Annotated in this window: 15 protein-coding genes; 13 read left to right on the top strand and 2 right to left on the bottom strand. The window is 35.6% G+C overall.

Annotated features, from left to right (window positions below):
- Positions 1 to 10 precede the first annotated feature (10 nt).
- Positions 11 to 1,252: a beta-ketoacyl-ACP synthase II gene (fabF, locus tag LN051_RS08355; RefSeq protein ID WP_229292084.1), complete on the top strand. Its 1,242-nt coding sequence runs from the start codon at positions 11 to 13 to the stop codon at positions 1,250 to 1,252.
- Positions 1,253 to 1,637: 385 nt separating this feature from the next.
- Here the strand turns inward: fabF and LN051_RS08350 are convergent, their stop codons facing one another.
- Entirely contained in the window at positions 1,638 to 2,018 is a 381-nt protein-coding gene (locus tag LN051_RS08350) for a DUF3899 domain-containing protein (protein WP_229292083.1), read from the bottom strand.
- A 245-nt stretch (positions 2,019 to 2,263) separates the two neighbouring features.
- Here LN051_RS08350 and opp3b point away from each other — a divergent pair, with 245 nt between their 5' ends.
- The 5 genes from opp3b to LN051_RS08325 are packed head-to-tail and all read left to right on the top strand — an operon-like array spanning position 2,264 to position 7,968.
- Entirely contained in the window at positions 2,264 to 3,190 is a 927-nt protein-coding gene (gene opp3b, locus LN051_RS08345; RefSeq protein WP_229292082.1) for an oligopeptide ABC transporter permease, read from the top strand.
- Positions 3,190 to 4,251 (top strand): oligopeptide ABC transporter permease, encoded by a 1,062-nt coding sequence (opp3C, locus tag LN051_RS08340; RefSeq protein ID WP_229292081.1) that lies wholly within the window; start codon positions 3,190 to 3,192, stop codon positions 4,249 to 4,251. The genes opp3b and opp3C overlap by 1 nt, the downstream gene beginning before the upstream one ends.
- Positions 4,252 to 4,265: 14 nt before the next feature.
- The gene (locus LN051_RS08335; protein ID WP_229292080.1) at positions 4,266 to 5,339 is read left to right on the top strand and encodes an ABC transporter ATP-binding protein; all 1,074 of its coding nucleotides are present in this window, start codon (positions 4,266 to 4,268) and stop codon (positions 5,337 to 5,339) included.
- Positions 5,339 to 6,277 (top strand): ABC transporter ATP-binding protein, encoded by a 939-nt coding sequence (locus LN051_RS08330; RefSeq protein ID WP_229292079.1) that lies wholly within the window; start codon positions 5,339 to 5,341, stop codon positions 6,275 to 6,277. The genes LN051_RS08335 and LN051_RS08330 overlap by 1 nt, the downstream gene beginning before the upstream one ends.
- A gap of 23 nt (positions 6,278 to 6,300) precedes the next feature.
- The gene (locus LN051_RS08325) at positions 6,301 to 7,968 is read left to right on the top strand and encodes a peptide ABC transporter substrate-binding protein (RefSeq protein WP_229292078.1); all 1,668 of its coding nucleotides are present in this window, start codon (positions 6,301 to 6,303) and stop codon (positions 7,966 to 7,968) included.
- A gap of 166 nt (positions 7,969 to 8,134) precedes the next feature.
- On the opposite strand, the gene trpS is transcribed toward LN051_RS08325, so the two are convergent.
- On the bottom strand, positions 8,135 to 9,127 hold the full coding sequence (gene trpS, locus LN051_RS08320; RefSeq protein ID WP_229292077.1) for a tryptophan--tRNA ligase: 993 nt from the start codon (positions 9,125 to 9,127) through the stop codon (positions 8,135 to 8,137).
- Positions 9,128 to 9,432: 305 nt separating this feature from the next.
- Here trpS and spxA point away from each other — a divergent pair, with 305 nt between their 5' ends.
- The 7 genes from spxA (at position 9,433) to LN051_RS08285 (ending at position 16,463) form a co-directional block, all read left to right on the top strand.
- Positions 9,433 to 9,828, top strand: coding sequence for a transcriptional regulator SpxA (gene spxA / locus LN051_RS08315; protein WP_229292076.1), 396 nt, complete (start codon positions 9,433 to 9,435; stop codon positions 9,826 to 9,828).
- A gap of 264 nt (positions 9,829 to 10,092) precedes the next feature.
- Positions 10,093 to 10,800 (top strand): adaptor protein MecA, encoded by a 708-nt coding sequence (locus LN051_RS08310; protein ID WP_229292075.1) that lies wholly within the window; start codon positions 10,093 to 10,095, stop codon positions 10,798 to 10,800.
- A gap of 126 nt (positions 10,801 to 10,926) precedes the next feature.
- A complete protein-coding gene (locus LN051_RS08305) occupies positions 10,927 to 11,919 on the top strand; it encodes a competence protein CoiA (protein WP_229292074.1) in 993 nt (330 codons plus the stop codon).
- Between the two features lie 69 nt (positions 11,920 to 11,988).
- Positions 11,989 to 13,797 carry an oligoendopeptidase F gene (gene pepF, locus LN051_RS08300; RefSeq protein ID WP_229292073.1) on the top strand — a complete coding sequence of 603 codons (1,809 nt, stop codon included), beginning with the start codon at positions 11,989 to 11,991 and terminating at the stop codon, positions 13,795 to 13,797.
- Between the two features lie 458 nt (positions 13,798 to 14,255).
- The gene (locus LN051_RS08295; protein ID WP_229292072.1) at positions 14,256 to 14,948 is read left to right on the top strand and encodes an ABC transporter ATP-binding protein; all 693 of its coding nucleotides are present in this window, start codon (positions 14,256 to 14,258) and stop codon (positions 14,946 to 14,948) included.
- Positions 14,935 to 16,095: an ABC transporter permease gene (locus LN051_RS08290; RefSeq protein WP_229292071.1), complete on the top strand. Its 1,161-nt coding sequence runs from the start codon at positions 14,935 to 14,937 to the stop codon at positions 16,093 to 16,095. The genes LN051_RS08295 and LN051_RS08290 overlap by 14 nt, the downstream gene beginning before the upstream one ends.
- Positions 16,095 to 16,463: a hypothetical protein gene (locus LN051_RS08285; RefSeq protein ID WP_229292070.1), complete on the top strand. Its 369-nt coding sequence runs from the start codon at positions 16,095 to 16,097 to the stop codon at positions 16,461 to 16,463. The genes LN051_RS08290 and LN051_RS08285 overlap by 1 nt, the downstream gene beginning before the upstream one ends.
- Positions 16,464 to 16,467: the final 4 nt, after the last annotated feature.

The raw sequence follows: 16,467 nt of genomic DNA, 5'->3' as shown, positions 1-16,467 counted from the left end.
AGGAACTTTAATGACTAAAAAACAACGTGTCGTAGTTACAGGTGTAGGGGCTTTATCGCCAATTGGAAATGATGTGCCTACGATGTGGGAAAATGCATTAAAAGGCGTAAACGGTATTGATAAAATTACACGTATTGATACGGAGCCCTATAATGTTCATATAGGTGGAGAATTAAAAGATTTTAATATAGAAGAACATATTCCAAAAAAAGAAGCGCGAAAAATGTCACGCTTTACACAGTATGCCGTTGTCGCTGCGAGAGAAGCGTTAAAAGATTCAGGATTAACAATTGATGAGTCAAATGCTGATAGAGTCGGAGTATGGATCGGTTCAGGTATTGGTGGTATGGAAACATTTGAGGAAGCTTATGATTTACTTAAGAAAAAAGGCCCACGCCGTGTGAGCCCTTTCTTTGTTCCAATGTTAATTCCAGATATGGCAACTGGACAAGTCTCAATCGATCTCGGTGCCAAAGGTCCTAACGGTGCGACTGTAACGGCTTGTGCGACGGCGACAAACTCTATCGGTGAAGCATTTAAATTCATCGAACGTGGTGACGCGGATGCTATGATTGCTGGGGGTACTGAAGCGCCAATTACGCATATGGCTATCGCTGGATTTAGTGCGAGTCGTGCATTATCTACAAATGATGATATTGAAACAGCGTGTCGTCCTTTCCAAGAGGGACGTGATGGTTTCGTAATGGGAGAAGGCGCGGGTATTCTTATCCTTGAATCACTTGAGTCAGCGAAAGCACGTGGTGCAAAAATTTATGCTGAAGTTGTAGGATATGGTTCAACAGGAGATGCGCACCATATTACAGCGCCAGGACCAGATGGCGAAGGTGGTTCACGCGCAATGGAAGCGGCCATTAAAGATGCCGGTATTGAACCAAGTGATATTCAATATTTAAATGCCCATGGAACGAGTACACCTGTAGGAGACTTGTTTGAAATTAAAGCCATTAAAAATACATTCGGCCAAGCAGCAAATCAGTTGAAAATCAGTTCGACAAAATCTATGACAGGCCATTTACTTGGTGCAACAGGCGGTGTTGAAGCGATTTTCTCTGTATTATCTATTAGAGATAAAAAGATTGCGCCAACGATTCATGCTGAATCTAATGATCCTGAAATAGATTTAGATATTACGCCAAACCAAGCAGTAGATTGTGACATCAATTATGCTATGAGTAACAGTTTAGGTTTTGGTGGTCATAATGCAGTATTAATATTTAAAAAATACGAATAATAAAAATAGAGGCTAGCACACGTCGATGTGCTAGCCTCTATTTTTAACTATAAGTTCAAAAGTACGACAGGTCTCTAGGGTGTTTATGAAAGCATTATAAATTGACAATTCCTCCCAATATTTGATGGTGTGCTATATTTGAATGTTTTTGTATAGGCTTGATTATTTATACAGTGATATTTTCAAGGAACATACAAGATGGGTAGTTATACCTTTATACACACAATATATAATAGAAGAAAAACGGAAAAATCATGCATGTATTTCATTTTTTGTCATCATTTTATAAAAATTAAGCATTTTTCCAATTGATATGAGTATATATATAAACAGATGTCTTCTCTAAAAAGACATCTGTTTTTGGTATATACATAAACATGTATGACTAACGAACGGTAAAAGCGAGCAAAAATGAAAGTACGATATAAAAAACGTGGACAAGTAAAGCAGGTTTAATCCAAGATTGAACAACGTACTTAGACTGCTTAGGATTTTTAGGATTAAAAAATTCGTCAGATTCGTACCGGCCTTTATCTTTTTTGCGCATCATTTGATACTTAAAGCGTCGGAAACCAAAGCTTGTAACATCTAATATACCTTCTTGAATAATCAACAAAGTAAATAATAAAATCGCAAAAATAATAGAAAAAGTAAAAAACAAGTTAATAAAATGACTCCAAGTAGGATTGCTCAATATCCATGAAATGATTGTGAATAAAGGCGTAATAATGATATAAACCCAAGTCCGATGAGATAAACGTAACATAACTTCATTCCTTAGTAGTGATTTTAAATTATTGTAACCTATTGTCCTATTAAATTGAAGATATTTCAGCTCGTAATAAACTATTTTTATGAAAATATGTGTTGATTTAATGCTATTACGTAGAATTCCTTTATCACTGTAAATTGAAATGATATTGATTAATTCGAACCCTTGTGATTATAATATTATTAATATTTCTGAAAATTTTGAAGGGAATGTTAATTCAATACTAGGGGGTATGGTTGATGCTTAGATATACGTTAAAAAGATTGTTCTACATGATCATTTCGTTATTTATTATCATTACAATTACATTTTTTCTAATGAAGTTAATGCCTGGATCACCGTTTAACGATGAAAAGTTAAGCGAGGAACAAAAAACGATATTGAATGAAAAGTATGGTTTAAATGACCCACTGCCAATTCAATATGGAAACTACATAGCCAATGTCGTTAAAGGAGATTTTGGTAATTCTTTCCAATACGATAACCAACCTGTGTGGGACTTAATTAAGCCGAGGTTAGTGCCATCATTTCAAATGGGGCTTTTCTCAATGACAATCGGTGTAATATTAGGAGTCATTTTAGGGGTTGTTGCTGCGACCCGGCAAAATACATGGGTAGATTATCTTGCCACCTTTATATCAGTAATTGCGATATCGGTACCATCATTTGTGTTAGCGGTATTATTACAATACGTTTTTGCAGTACGCTTACAATGGTTTCCGGTAGCAGGATGGGAAGGAATCTCTACGGCAATTTTACCGTCATTAGCACTATCGGCGGTTGTCGTTGCGACTGTCGCACGTTATATTCGTGCAGAAATGATTGAAGTATTGAGCTCAGATTACATATTATTAGCTCGAGCAAAAGGAAATTCAACGCAACGCGTATTATTTGGACATGCATTGCGTAATGCGTTAATTCCAGTCATTACAATATTAGTTCCAATGTTAGCAAGTATTTTAACTGGAACGTTAACAATCGAAAACATTTTCGGTGTACCTGGATTAGGGGACCAATTCGTTCGCTCAATTACGACGAATGACTTTTCAGTTATTATGGCTATTACACTATTATTCAGTACCCTATTTATCGTATCTATTTTTATTGTCGATATTCTTTACGGTCTAATCGACCCTAGAATTCGTTTGCAAGGGGGGAAAAAGTAATGACGAAAGAAACACGTATGTTACCAAAAGATGATCATTCGGGTGCAACTGTTGCACAAACATCGGGCATTATGAATGAAGATTTTATTCGCACTGGTGCACCTGATGATAGTGAACAAGCGTTTCAAAGAGAAGGACGTACATTTTGGCAAGATGCTTGGTCACAATTAACGCGCAATAAGCTAGCAGTTGTAGGGATGATTGGCTTAATCATCATATTGATTTTAGCTATCGTAGGACCGTTAATTAGTTCACACGACTATGCTGAACAAGATGTTGAAAGACGAAACTTACCACCTAAAATTGCTGTGTTAGATCAAATTCCGTTTTTACCATTTGATGGTGAAGGAATAGACGGCAATGCTTATGAAAAAGCGAACGTAAAACAAAATTTCTGGTTTGGGACAGATCAACTTGGACGTGATATTTGGTCTCGAACTTGGCAAGGTGCACAAGTATCACTTTTCATTGGTCTCGTTGCAGCGCTTTTAGATATTTTTATCGGTGTCATTTACGGTGCCATTTCTGGATACTTTGGCGGACGTATCGACACCATTATGCAACGTATTATCGAAATTATTTCATCTATCCCAACGCTTATCGTCGTGATTTTATTCGTATTAATTTTTGAACCTTCGATATGGACGATTATTTTGGCGATGGCCATCACCGGATGGATTGGTATGAGTCGTGTTGTACGTGGAGAATTCTTAAAATTGAAAAATCAAGAGTTTGTACTTGCTTCTCGCACACTAGGCACATCTAATCTAAAGTTGATTTTCAAACATATTTTACCTAATACATTAGGCGCAATTATTGTAACATCTATGTTTACAGTGCCAAACGCTATTTTCTTTGAAGCTTTCTTAAGCTTTATCGGTATCGGTGTCCCTGCACCACAAACATCACTAGGCTCATTAGTAAATGAAGGGCGTGCGATGCTATTAATTCATCCACATCAATTATTTATTCCAGCATTTATTTTAAGTTTGTTAATTTTATTCTTTTACTTATTTAGTGATGGTTTGAGAGATGCATTTGACCCTAAAATGCGAAAATAAAGGAGGTATGACAAATGTCAGAACGTGTAATTGAAGTGAATGACTTGCATGTCTCTTTTGATATCGAAGTAGGGGAAGTGCAAGCAGTCCGTGGCGTAGATTTTTATTTGAACAAAGGGGAAACTTTAGCAATTGTAGGTGAGTCTGGATCGGGTAAATCAGTGACGACTAAAGCGATTACTAAGCTTTTCCAAGGTAAATCGGGCCGTATTAAAAAAGGAAGTATTATTTTTAACGGAGAAGATTTGACGCAAAAATCCGAAAAAGAACTGATGAAACTTCGTGGAAAAGAGATTTCAATGATTTTTCAAGATCCAATGACGTCACTTAATCCAACGATGAAAATTGGTAAGCAAGTGATGGAACCGATTATTAAACATATCGGTTTAAGTAAAGCAGAAGCGAAACAACGTGCCATAGAGTTGTTAGAACTTGTCGGGCTTAAACGTGTTAAGGAGCGCTTCAATGCTTATCCACATCAATTTTCAGGAGGTCAACGTCAACGTATTGTCATCGCCTTAGCACTTGCTTGTGAACCTAAAGTGCTGATTGCTGACGAGCCAACAACAGCTTTAGATGTGACGATGCAAGCTCAAATTTTGGACTTAATGAAAGAATTACAACAAAAAATTGATACGTCTATCATATTCATTACACATGATTTAGGCGTAGTTGCTAATGTAGCTGATCGTGTTGCAGTGATGTATGGTGGACAAATGATAGAAACAGGGGATGTGGATGAAATTTTTTATGATCCACAACATCCGTATACGTGGGGGCTATTATCTTCTATGCCCGATTTGGATACAGAAGGTTCTACAGCACTTCAAGCCATTCCAGGTTCGCCCCCAGATTTAGTTCGACCGCCTAAAGGTGATGCTTTTGCGGCACGAAGTGAATATGCTTTGGCGATTGATTTTAAAGAAGCACCGCCATGGTATCGGGTATCACCTACACACTATGTGCGCTCTTGGCTATTAGATGAACGTGCACCTAAAGTAGAACCACCAGATTTAGTAAAACGTAAACAACGGCCAATGCCAAATAATTTTGCGAAGCCAGAACGTGTAGAAAGGGTGTCGTTCTAATGGATAAAAAAGATATCTTAGTAGAAGTGAAGCATTTAAAACAGTATTTCAATCAAGGCAAGCACAACGAAGTGAGAGCCATTGATGACATTTCTTTTGAAATTTTTAAAGGGGAAACATTCGGACTAGTAGGAGAATCGGGTTCAGGTAAATCAACAACAGGTAAAGCGATCATTAAGCTCAACGATGTTACTGATGGTCAAGTGTTATATGAAGGGGTAAATATACAAAATATTAAAAAGAGAAAAGACTTATTAAAGTTCAATAAGAAAATTCAAATGATTTTCCAAGATCCGTATGCGTCACTTAATCCAAGGTTAAAAGTGATGGATATTGTGGCAGAAGGTATTGATATTCATGGGTTAGCCAAAGATAAAAATGATCGCAAAAAGCGTGTCTATGACTTGTTAGAAACAGTAGGTTTGCGTAAAAGTCATGCCAACCGATACCCTCACGAGTTTTCGGGAGGGCAACGTCAACGTATTGGTATTGCACGTGCTTTGGCCGTTCAACCAGAATTTATTATTGCTGATGAGCCGATTTCAGCTTTAGACGTATCAATTCAAGCTCAAGTGGTTAATCTAATGCAAAAACTTCAAAGAGAACATAATATTACATTTCTATTTATTGCACATGATTTGTCGATGGTGAAGTATATTTCAGATCGTATTGCTGTAATGCATTTAGGTAAGATTGTAGAACTTGGTCCAGCTGATGAAATTTACAACAACCCCTTACATCCATATACAAAATCGTTATTATCGGCAGTGCCACAACCAGATCCAGATAGTGAGCGGACACGCCAACGCTTTGCTTATGAAGGGGAGAAAAATCCTGAAGCTTCACGTGAGTTAAAAGCTTTCACACCGTATCATTTTGTATTGGCGACAGAAGAAGAGTTTAAAGCGTTTGGACGACAACATGCGTCACATGGATAGCACAAAGGAAGGGGGAAATACAATTGAAAAAAGTTAAACATACAGTGAAATTACTCGGGGCACTCGTGAGTTCAGTGGTAATACTTTCTGCTTGCGGTAATGCTGAAGGCATCTATGATGATAAAGGTCAAGTGTTTCGAAAAGTGATAACACAAGATATGTCTTCACTCGATACAGCTAAAGTTACAGATAACGTTAGCTTTGATAAATTTAATCAAGTTTATGAAGGATTATATACTGCAGGTAAAAGCGACAAAGTTGAACCGGGAGTAGCGACAGGAGAACCTGAAGTAACCAATGGAGGCAAAACATGGACCATTCACTTGCGCAAAAATGCCAAATGGTCGAATGGCGACCCTGTTACTGCCCATGACTTTGAATTTGCTTGGAAGCGTGTACTAGATCCTAATACAGCGGCAGAGTACGCATATATTATGTACGATTTAAAGAATGCTGAAGCGGTAAATATGGGTAAAAAAGATGTGAATACGCTAGGGGTTAAAGCGTTAGACGATTACACATTACGTTTTGAACTTACGAAACCTATTCCTTATTACAAAGAAATGCTCGCTTTTGGGACGTTTTTACCTCAAAATGAAAAAATTGTAAAAAAATACGGAGAACGTTATGGCACATCAGAAGATAAAAGTGTTTATAATGGGCCATTTAAAGTGAAAGATTGGGCTGTAGAAGATAAAATCATTCTCGTTAAAAATAACGAATATTGGGATAAGCAAGCTGTAAAATTAGATAAGGTAAATTACAAAGTATTAAAAGACAGCCAAGCTGGGGCATCATTGTATGATACAGAATCAGTAGATGACACAACAATTACGTCTGAACAGGTGGAAAAATATAAAGACGATGTCGCATTGAAAAAGCGTATAATGCCGGCGACCTTTTATTTGAAATTGAATCAAGGGCAAGTGCCTGAATTGAAAAATCAACATATGCGTCTTGCTTTAGCACAAGCGATTAATAAAGAAGATTATGTAAATTCAGTCCTTAACAATGGATCAGCGGTGACGGATGGTTTTACGGCTAAAGGAACAGCAGATGCACCCAACGGTAAAGACTTTACAAGTCAAATTAAATCGCCTTTAAAATACGATGTAAAAAAAGCGAAAGAAAACTACGAAAAAGCGAAAAAAGAACTTGGTAAAGACAAATTTACAATGACGTTAAATACAGATGACACACCATCCTCTAAAATTTCAGCTGAATTTATAAAATCACAAATTGAAACAACGTTACCTGGTATCACGATAAAAATAAAACAATTTCCGTTTAAACAACGTATTGCACGTGAGCAAAGTGAAAACTATGAAATTTCATTATCTGGTTGGGCGCCCGACTATCCGGATCCGATGACTTTCCTTAAAATTATGACGACGGGCAACACGTCGAACAATACGGGATGGGGAAATAAAAAATATGATGAATTGCTGAAAAAAGCCAATGGAGAATTGCTTCAAAATGCTGAAGCGCGTAATCAAACGTTAATTGAGGCGGAGGAACTTTTATTAAATGAAGCACCTGTTGCACCAATATACCAAAAAGGTGAGGCGCATTTAACGAATCCTCAAGTAAAAGGATTACATTATCATAACATGGGTGGAGACACATCATTGAAATATACGTACATTGATAAATCCATTGATCGTAAAACAGGTAAAAAGAAAACGAAATAATTTAGGCGATTAATGTTGAATGAGACTGCACTTCAATTTTAATACGCTATGTGAAATCATTTTGATGTTATAGAACTTTTATTTAGCACATATGCTAGTGATCGCATAAAAAGGCGGTAAAGCTAATCTATTGTAGAGAAAGCTTTACCGCTTTTTAAGTGCTTTATTATTTACGTTTTCGCCCTAGACCCATCGCTTTTTCCATTTTTTTCAATGTTTTAAATGATGTACGGTGTGCTTTGTCGCGTCCTTCATCTAAAATTGCATCCAGACGTTCAGAATGATAAAATGCTTCATATTTCTCTTGGAAATCAGTTAAGAACTGCGCTACAATTTCAGCTAAATCCCCTTTAAATTGGCCGTAGCCTTCATTTTCATAGCGTGTTTCGAGGGTTTTGATGCTTTCGCCAGTTAAGCTTGAATAAATCGTTAATAAATTTGAAATGCCAGGTTTATTTTCTTTATCAAATTTAATAAGCCCATCGGAATCCGTTACAGCACTTTTAATTTTTTTAGCGGCAACGCGAGGTTCATCAAGTAATGAAATGAAATTTTTCGGATTATCATCACTTTTGCTCATTTTTTTAGTAGGATCTTGAAGACTCATTACACGTCCGCCTACTTCTGGCATTTGAATTTCAGGTTTAGTGAGAATATCGTTATAACGATGATTAAAGCGATCAACAAGGTTGCGCGTTAATTCGATATGTTGTTTTTGATCGTCGCCTACAGGAACGATATCTGTATTGTATAAAATAATGTCGGCAGCCATTAATGGTGGATAAGTTAATAATCCAGCAGGAATACCATCATTTTGTTTTTGTGATTTGTCTTTGAATTGAGTCATACGTTCAAGTTCACCAATAGAGGAAATCGTCGTCAACATCCACCCAGCTTGAACATGAGCTGGCACTTCTGATTGGATGAAGAGCGTGACTTTGTCTGGATTAAGTCCAGTTGCTAAGTAAATTGCAGCAAGTTGACGTATTTGTTGACGTAATTTCAAACGATCTTGAGGCACCGTAATCGCATGTTGATCCACAATACAGAAATAACAATCGTAATCATCTTGAATCTCAACAAATTGTTTGAGTGCACCGATATAATTGCCGATTGTGGGTATACCGCTAGGTTGAATGCCTGAGAATAATGTTTTCATAAATGCAATGCCTACTTTCTTTCGGTTTTAATCATTACTATTGTAACAGTATTTTATAAGTTTGTAAGTTATGATATGATAAGTATTAGGAAATCTTAAGTAGAGGTCTCATACTAAAGACTGATTATTTAAAATAAACACTATTTTTACAGGTTTCTCATTTAATTTTAATCTTGTTTGGCTATAATATATGTATAGCGTTAGAAAAACAGAAAAAAGATTTGAGTTGTTTTAACATATATTGAGCAGTCAAACTTGAACGTTAAATTTTAGTGAATTTTTATTCAATTAGGAGAGTGAGATGTATGGTAACATTATTTACTTCACCAAGTTGCACATCTTGCCGTAAAGCGAAAGCATGGTTACAAGAACATGACATTCCGTATACGGAGCGAAATATTTTTTCTGAACATTTAACTTTAGATGAAATAAAACAAATTTTAAAAATGACTGAAGACGGAACTGATGAAATCATTTCAACGCGTTCTAAAACATACCAAAAGTTGAACGTAGACATTGATGCATTACCTTTACAAGATTTGTATGGTATCATTCAAGATAATCCTGGTATTTTACGACGTCCAATTATTTTAGACGAGAAACGTTTGCAAGTAGGTTACAACGAAGATGAAATTCGTCGTTTCTTACCACGTAAAGTGCGTACTTTCCAATTACAAGAAGCACAACGCATGGTGGACTAATTCGAACGTCATAAATGATTAAAGTCTTTATTGAATATTAAAGGGAATCGACGAAGCTATTTGTAAATTAGTATTCGTCGTTTTTGCCATTTTGAATATAAAGTTACTTTGAGGGGTTGGGACGATACCACGTCCTAACCCCGATTTCATTATATTGAATTTAAAGCGTTTTTCGAATGGTTGCAGTAAACAAATAGATTGTATTTTTCGTATATGTTTACTACAATAGGGGTACTATTCATCGGCTGTAAGGAGTGAGATGATATGAGAATAGAACGCATTGATGACACGACAATAAAGTTGTTTATCACTTACAAAGATATAGAAGCACGCGGATTTAAACGTGAAGATCTATGGACGAATCGTAAACGTGGAGAAGAATTCTTTTGGTCAATGATGGAAGAAGTTAACCAAGAAGAAGACTTTGTCGTTGAAGGTCCATTGTGGATTCAAGTTCATGCTTTTGAAAAAGGCGTAGAAGTGACCATTTCTAAATCAAAAAATGAAGAATTAATGCAAATGTCTGAAGAAGACAGTGCGATAGATGAGTTTGATAGTCAATTAAATGATTTATTAGCGCAGTCATTAAAGGCACAATCAGCAGAGTCAAGTGAGGAAGAAGAGATTGAGTCTCAAATACAATCGCAACGTCAATCACGAATGAAGGCTGTAGCGTCTAATACGCTGATTTTCAAATTTGATGGCTTAGAAGCTTTGATTGCATATGCTTACCAAAACAATCAAAAATTAACACAATACGAAGATTTATTATATCTGTTAAATAATGAATATTATTATATGGTTCATTGTGATTCTGATGTGACTGAAACAGAAATCCACGACTTCTACAGTCAAGTCTTGGAATTTGCTGTGCCAACAGATAAAACAGAATTGTATTTAAATGATTACGGTAAAATTGTAATGAGTCATAATGTTATTGAACAAGTTAAACGTTATTTCTCACAAGACTAAAACAAGAGACGAAGGAGTCAAGAACATGAAAATGTTCCTGACTCCTTTTTATATATGTTGAGCAAAAAAGGGGCGCTTTAATAGAAAATTTTTATCTGAACGGGAAGTAATCTAGCTGTTTTTCACGTGTATCATGATGAGGTGAAGTTAATGTTAACAGCAATGAATGAACAAAACAAACAAGTTGTAGCAACACATGCATCGCGCTTTGAACGGTATCATTGTCCGATTTGTAAAGAATTCCTAGTTTTGAAGCAAGGCGCTAAAGTAACACCTCATTTTGCGCATCCATCTGGTAAAATTCATTTGAATCAAAAAGGTGGCGAGACGTTACAACATTTACACATGAAACAATGGCTTTATGAGACATTCAAAAAGCATTATGATGATGTAAAACTAGAACCGTATCTTCAATCGATTAAGCAAATACCAGATATTACAGTTAATCAGTGGGCAATTGAGATTCAATTAAGCCCTATTAAACTAGAAACCATCCAGTCTAGGACAACAGGTTTAAATCAATTGGGCTATCAAGTTGTGTGGGTAACAGAAGTCCCACGATGTAGAAATGGAATTTATTATTTAACGCAACGTCATCAAGCATGCATGAATCCATTAACGAGAACGCTGTATTGCTTAAACGAAAAAACAGAAAAAATTCATGCGCTTTCAAAAATGATACCGCTCGCTTCGAAATCATTTATAGGTCAGTCGCAAACATTTTCTGTCGGTCAATTGTTTGAACGGTTAAGTACAACGTCGCATCAAATGACCGTAGTGCATAAACTTTCTCAAGCATATATAGAAAATTATTTAACGCAGTGTAGGCGGAAAAATAGCGTGCTTGAGCCACATTTATCATTGATATATCAATTACAATATACGGATACACAAGTTATTAAACTTACAGGATTTGTATTCCCTGAACAAATTTACTTTTTGACGCATCCTATTTATTGGCAGTTAACGGTTTTGAAAGCACTTCATAATGGTGGATTACCAGCTACTGCTGTAACTAAGATACTCAAACCTAGGCATTTTGCATACAAAAATGTCAATTATCACAAATTGATGAACACAATGATTCATTCGTATTTAAAATTATTGCATGTAGCGTAGTTTAAATGTGCAATCTGAATTTAAAAATGAGAAAATAGACATATTATCATCTTTAGAGGAGGAATTAGAATGACACAACAACTTACGAGAGCAGAACAAGAACAACAACATCCTGAATACACTTGGGACTTAACGACTATTTTTGAAAGTGATGAAGCGTGGGAAAAAGCGTTTAAAAACGTGGAAAGTTATCTAGGCAAAGAAACGGCTTTTAAAGGACATCTTGCAGACGATGCTGAAACACTTTATCAAGCGTTGAGTTTAGAAGATGAAATCGAAACGGAACTAGAAGAGGTTTATGTGTATGCGCACCTTAAACAAGATCAAGATACTGCAAATGACACATATACAAGCTTTGAAGCACGTGCACACCAATTAGCAATTAAAATGAGTGCTGCGTGGAGCTTTTTAGTCCCAGAATTACTACAAATCGACGAAGCACGTTTACAATCGTTTGTAGATACCCATGAAGGTTTGAAACGTTTTGCATTTGATTTAAAATTAATTAATGAACAACGTCCACATGTATTGGATGAAGAGAGAGAAAAACTATTAACTGAAGCGCAAGATGCTTTATCAACACCAAGTAATGTATTTAGCATGTTTGACAATGCAGACCTTACATTTGAAGATGCGATAGATCAAGAAGGCAATGCGCATCCATTGACACAAGGAACATTTATTAAGTATTTAGAATCAGATGATCGTATGTTACGAGCGTCTGCGTATAACAATGTTTATAAAGCATACGGAGCATATAACAATACATTAGGTGCAACGTTAGCCGGAGAAGTTAAGAAGCATGTGTTTAATGCGCGTGCCCACCGTTATAAGACGGCGCGTGAACAAGCGTTAAGCCGTACACACATCCCTGAAGAAGTATATGACAACTTAGTTAAAACGGTTCATCAATACTTACCGTTACTTCATCGCTATACGAAATTGCGTAAAACATTGTTAGGGTTAGATGACCTAAAAATGTATGATATGTATACACCGATGGTTAAAGATATCAAGTTCGATATGCCATATGATGAAGCTGTAGAATGGATGTTAAAAGGTCTTGAACCGATGGGTGAAGAATACCTTAACGTCGTTAAAGAAGGATTGGAAAACCGCTGGGTTGACGTGTATGAAAACAAAGGGAAACGTTCAGGTGGCTATTCTTCAGGGGCGCATAAAACGAATCCATTCATTTTGTTAAACTGGTCAAATACAATATCAGATTTATATACGCTTGTACATGAGTTTGGTCACTCAGCGCATAGTTACTTTAGTCGCAAAAACCAACCATCGAACCAAAGTGATTATACAATTTTTGTCGCTGAAGTAGCATCTACATGTAATGAGGCATTGTTAAGTCATTATATGGATAAGCATTTAGACGACAAACATCGTTTACTGTTGCTTAATCAAGAGCTAGAACGTTTCCGTGCGACATTATTCCGCCAAACAATGTTTGCTGAATTTGAACATAAAATTCATCAAATCGAAGAAGCGGGAGAGCCGTTAACAGCGACGCGAATGAACGAAGAATATGCTAAATTAAATCGTCAATATTTCGGAGACACTGTTGAAACAGATGACAATATTAGTAAAGAATGGTCACGTATTCCGCATTTCTATATGAATTACTATGTGTATCAATATGCAACGGGGTATAGTGCAGCGCAAAGTTTAAGTCACCAAATTTTAACAGAAGGTCAACCAGCAGTAGAACGTTATATTAATGAATTTTTGAAAAAAGGAAGTTCAAACTACCCAATCGAAATTTTGAAAAATGCAGGGGTAGATATGACAACACCAAAGCCAATTGAAGATGCATGTAAGGTGTTTGAGGAAAAATTAGACGCTTTTGAAAAATTAATGAAAGCTTGAGAATAGTGTATCCGTTTACAATATGGCGGATTTGTGAAAAGTTGCATTTTTAGTTGCTAAAGGGTTGAATCGTTTGTAAACACGTGATATATTATGAGCATGAAATTAATCACATAACAAACATACCCCTTTGTTTGAAGTGAAAAATTTCTCCCATCCCCTTTGTTTAGCGCCGTGTCAGAACACGGCGTTTTTTTTTATCTTCTTATTTACCTCATAAATATATATGTATGAAAACTTTCTTAAGTTTAATCATTCTAATGTAAAAATAATACCTAAATAGTAAAAATACCTCATCTTTTACATCTTTAAGATGTACAAAAATGCACATTTAGGTACTTAATTAAATTAAATATGTCTATTTTTTAAATTTCGGACAATAAGTATTTTCTGCCGTTCTAGTATTCAGTATGATAGATGTAACGAGAGAGTGATGATGTATTGAAGAGAGGTGCAAAATGAATGCAATTATAGAATGTATAGGTTTGAAAAAGGATTATAGAAACGGCGCTGAAAGCAATCGTGTGCTTCATCATATCGACTTAACCATTCAAGAGGGTGAATTTATCTCAATTATGGGAACGTCAGGGGTCGGAAAATCCACACTGATTAATATTTTAGGATTACTTGATTCAGACTATGAAGGTGAGTATCAATTTAATGGAACACATGTTAATACAATGAGCGATGATAAATTGTCAGAATATAGAAATAATTATATCGGTTTTATATTCCAGCACTTTAACCTCATTGATGAATATAAAGTAAGAGAAAATATTGAACTGCCATTTTTATATTCCAAACATAAAATAGACTTTAAAAAGATAGAACAATTAGCTCAACGTTTAGGCGTGATGGAGAAATTAAATGACTATCCACAAAACCTTTCCGGGGGGCAAAAGCAGAGGGTGGCAATTATAAGAGCGCTCATCAATAACCCCAAATTGATTATAGCGGATGAACCAACAGGCGCACTGGATGTACAAACAAGAGACGAAATTTTAAATGTTTTGGTGCAACTTAACAACGAAGGGAAAACGATTATTTTAGTGACACACGACCCAGAAGTTGCGCATTATAGTTCTAAAATTTTAGAAATAAAAGATGGCAAATTAATCGAGAAATTAGGTACGAAACGTGAAACACTATAAAATTTTTAAAGATGTAATAAAATTGTTAAAACGTAATAAAAGGCAAAGTATTCTAACGTCTATCGCTATAGGAATAGCAACATTTGTCGTTTTAATTGTATTATCAAGTCAAACGTATACATTTAATTCTTTGTCTGAAGGACTCAATATAGACAAAAATACAACGTCATTAACATTTACACCGCATAATAAGTTAGATTTAGAAGGTTTCACAGATAAGGATCGCAGTTTAATCGAAAAAGAAATAGGGTTTCAACCTAAATTAATTTCTAGCTCTTATGGCAAAGTAATTCCTACTGAATTTCAACAACAACGTCAAAATTTAAGCTTTAGAACTGAAGATAATTTGAGCGAAAATCAAGTCGGGTTACCTGAAGTATTAATGGGCAAAAAGATTCAAGAGACAACAAAAGCAAATCAAATTGCCATCAGTGATAAAGCGCTTAAGCGTTTATCTAGAAATGATAACATTCAGCGTTATTTAGGAGAAACGTTAACAATCGGAAAGCAACAATATAAAATAGACACAATTTACCAAAGTTCAGCTGTGAAAGAAGTACTGCCTGACCTTATCTTGTCGAATAAAACAGAGCAGCAACTATTAAAAAATCATATTTTTTATGACCAAATGGATGTATCAACAAACGAATCAGGTACGATTTATAAAATGTTAGCGATACTAGATGAACACGGGGTTAATAAAGAAAAAGGTACTTATGATTTTATCGATAATGTACAAGTTTATGAAGATACTAAAAATGAAACGAACACGATTCTTAATTTTATAGCTATTTTATCAAGTATATCGATTTTTGTAGCGGGATTTGGCGTTATGAATGCCATGTTTTCAACTGTAAACGAGAGAAGTAAGGAAATTGCAATCAGGCGAGCATTAGGAGCAAAAAAATCACAAATTTATATGTCTTATCTTATCGAAGGGACGTTGCTTTCTACTATTGGAGGTTTGATAGGTGTCGCTGCGGCATTGGTGTTTATTATTTTAATGAACCTTTCTGGAATGGTAGCAACAGTGTCTGTGATGCAAGTAATAATTACATTAGTCATCAATGCATGTTTAGGTGTTGTGTTTAGTATTTTACCTGCAATGGTTGCGGCGAATAAAAATGTAATAGAAGGTATGAAGTAGTGACAGCACATAAAAAGTTATCAAACTTAGAAATTCTTATTATTTTAATTGGCACAGCATTGCTACCTGTCATGTCTTTGATGATAGGTGTTGCTATTTTTTCATTTGTCATTCCAACACCTAGTATGGTGACGCAAATGTACGGGGAAAGACTATGCTTCGCTCTGAGTGCGCTTGCGATAGGATACGTTTTGAATAAAATCAATGTCATTACAATAGTAAAAAAAGAGATTTTTACAGTTAAACATTTAAAGCTTTATAGTTTGCAAATAATGATTATCGTTAGTGTGCTATATTACTTTCAAATTAGTGAAGATGCATTTCTAATCTTACTCATGTTTATTATGTTGAATTATTTAATCGCGTGAGAAG

The organism is Staphylococcus ratti (assembly GCF_020883535.1).
GTDB lineage: Bacteria > Bacillota > Bacilli > Staphylococcales > Staphylococcaceae > Staphylococcus > Staphylococcus ratti.
This window is presented reverse-complemented; position numbering and strand designations above follow the sequence as displayed.

Bases quoted from the DNA above. Each gene is read 5' to 3' on its own strand.
- fabF (WP_229292084.1), top strand. From the start codon at position 11: ATGACTAAAAAACAACGTGTCGTAGTTACAGGTGTAGGGGCTTTATCG.
- LN051_RS08350 (WP_229292083.1), bottom strand. From the start codon at position 2,018: ATGTTACGTTTATCTCATCGGACTTGGGTTTATATCATTATTACGCCT.
- opp3b (WP_229292082.1), top strand. From the start codon at position 2,264: ATGCTTAGATATACGTTAAAAAGATTGTTCTACATGATCATTTCGTTA.
- opp3C (WP_229292081.1), top strand. From the start codon at position 3,190: ATGACGAAAGAAACACGTATGTTACCAAAAGATGATCATTCGGGTGCA.
- LN051_RS08335 (WP_229292080.1), top strand. From the start codon at position 4,266: ATGTCAGAACGTGTAATTGAAGTGAATGACTTGCATGTCTCTTTTGAT.
- LN051_RS08330 (WP_229292079.1), top strand. From the start codon at position 5,339: ATGGATAAAAAAGATATCTTAGTAGAAGTGAAGCATTTAAAACAGTAT.
- trpS (WP_229292077.1), bottom strand. From the start codon at position 9,127: ATGAAAACATTATTCTCAGGCATTCAACCTAGCGGTATACCCACAATC.
- spxA (WP_229292076.1), top strand. From the start codon at position 9,433: ATGGTAACATTATTTACTTCACCAAGTTGCACATCTTGCCGTAAAGCG.
- LN051_RS08310 (WP_229292075.1), top strand. From the start codon at position 10,093: ATGAGAATAGAACGCATTGATGACACGACAATAAAGTTGTTTATCACT.
- pepF (WP_229292073.1), top strand. From the start codon at position 11,989: ATGACACAACAACTTACGAGAGCAGAACAAGAACAACAACATCCTGAA.
- LN051_RS08295 (WP_229292072.1), top strand. From the start codon at position 14,256: ATGAATGCAATTATAGAATGTATAGGTTTGAAAAAGGATTATAGAAAC.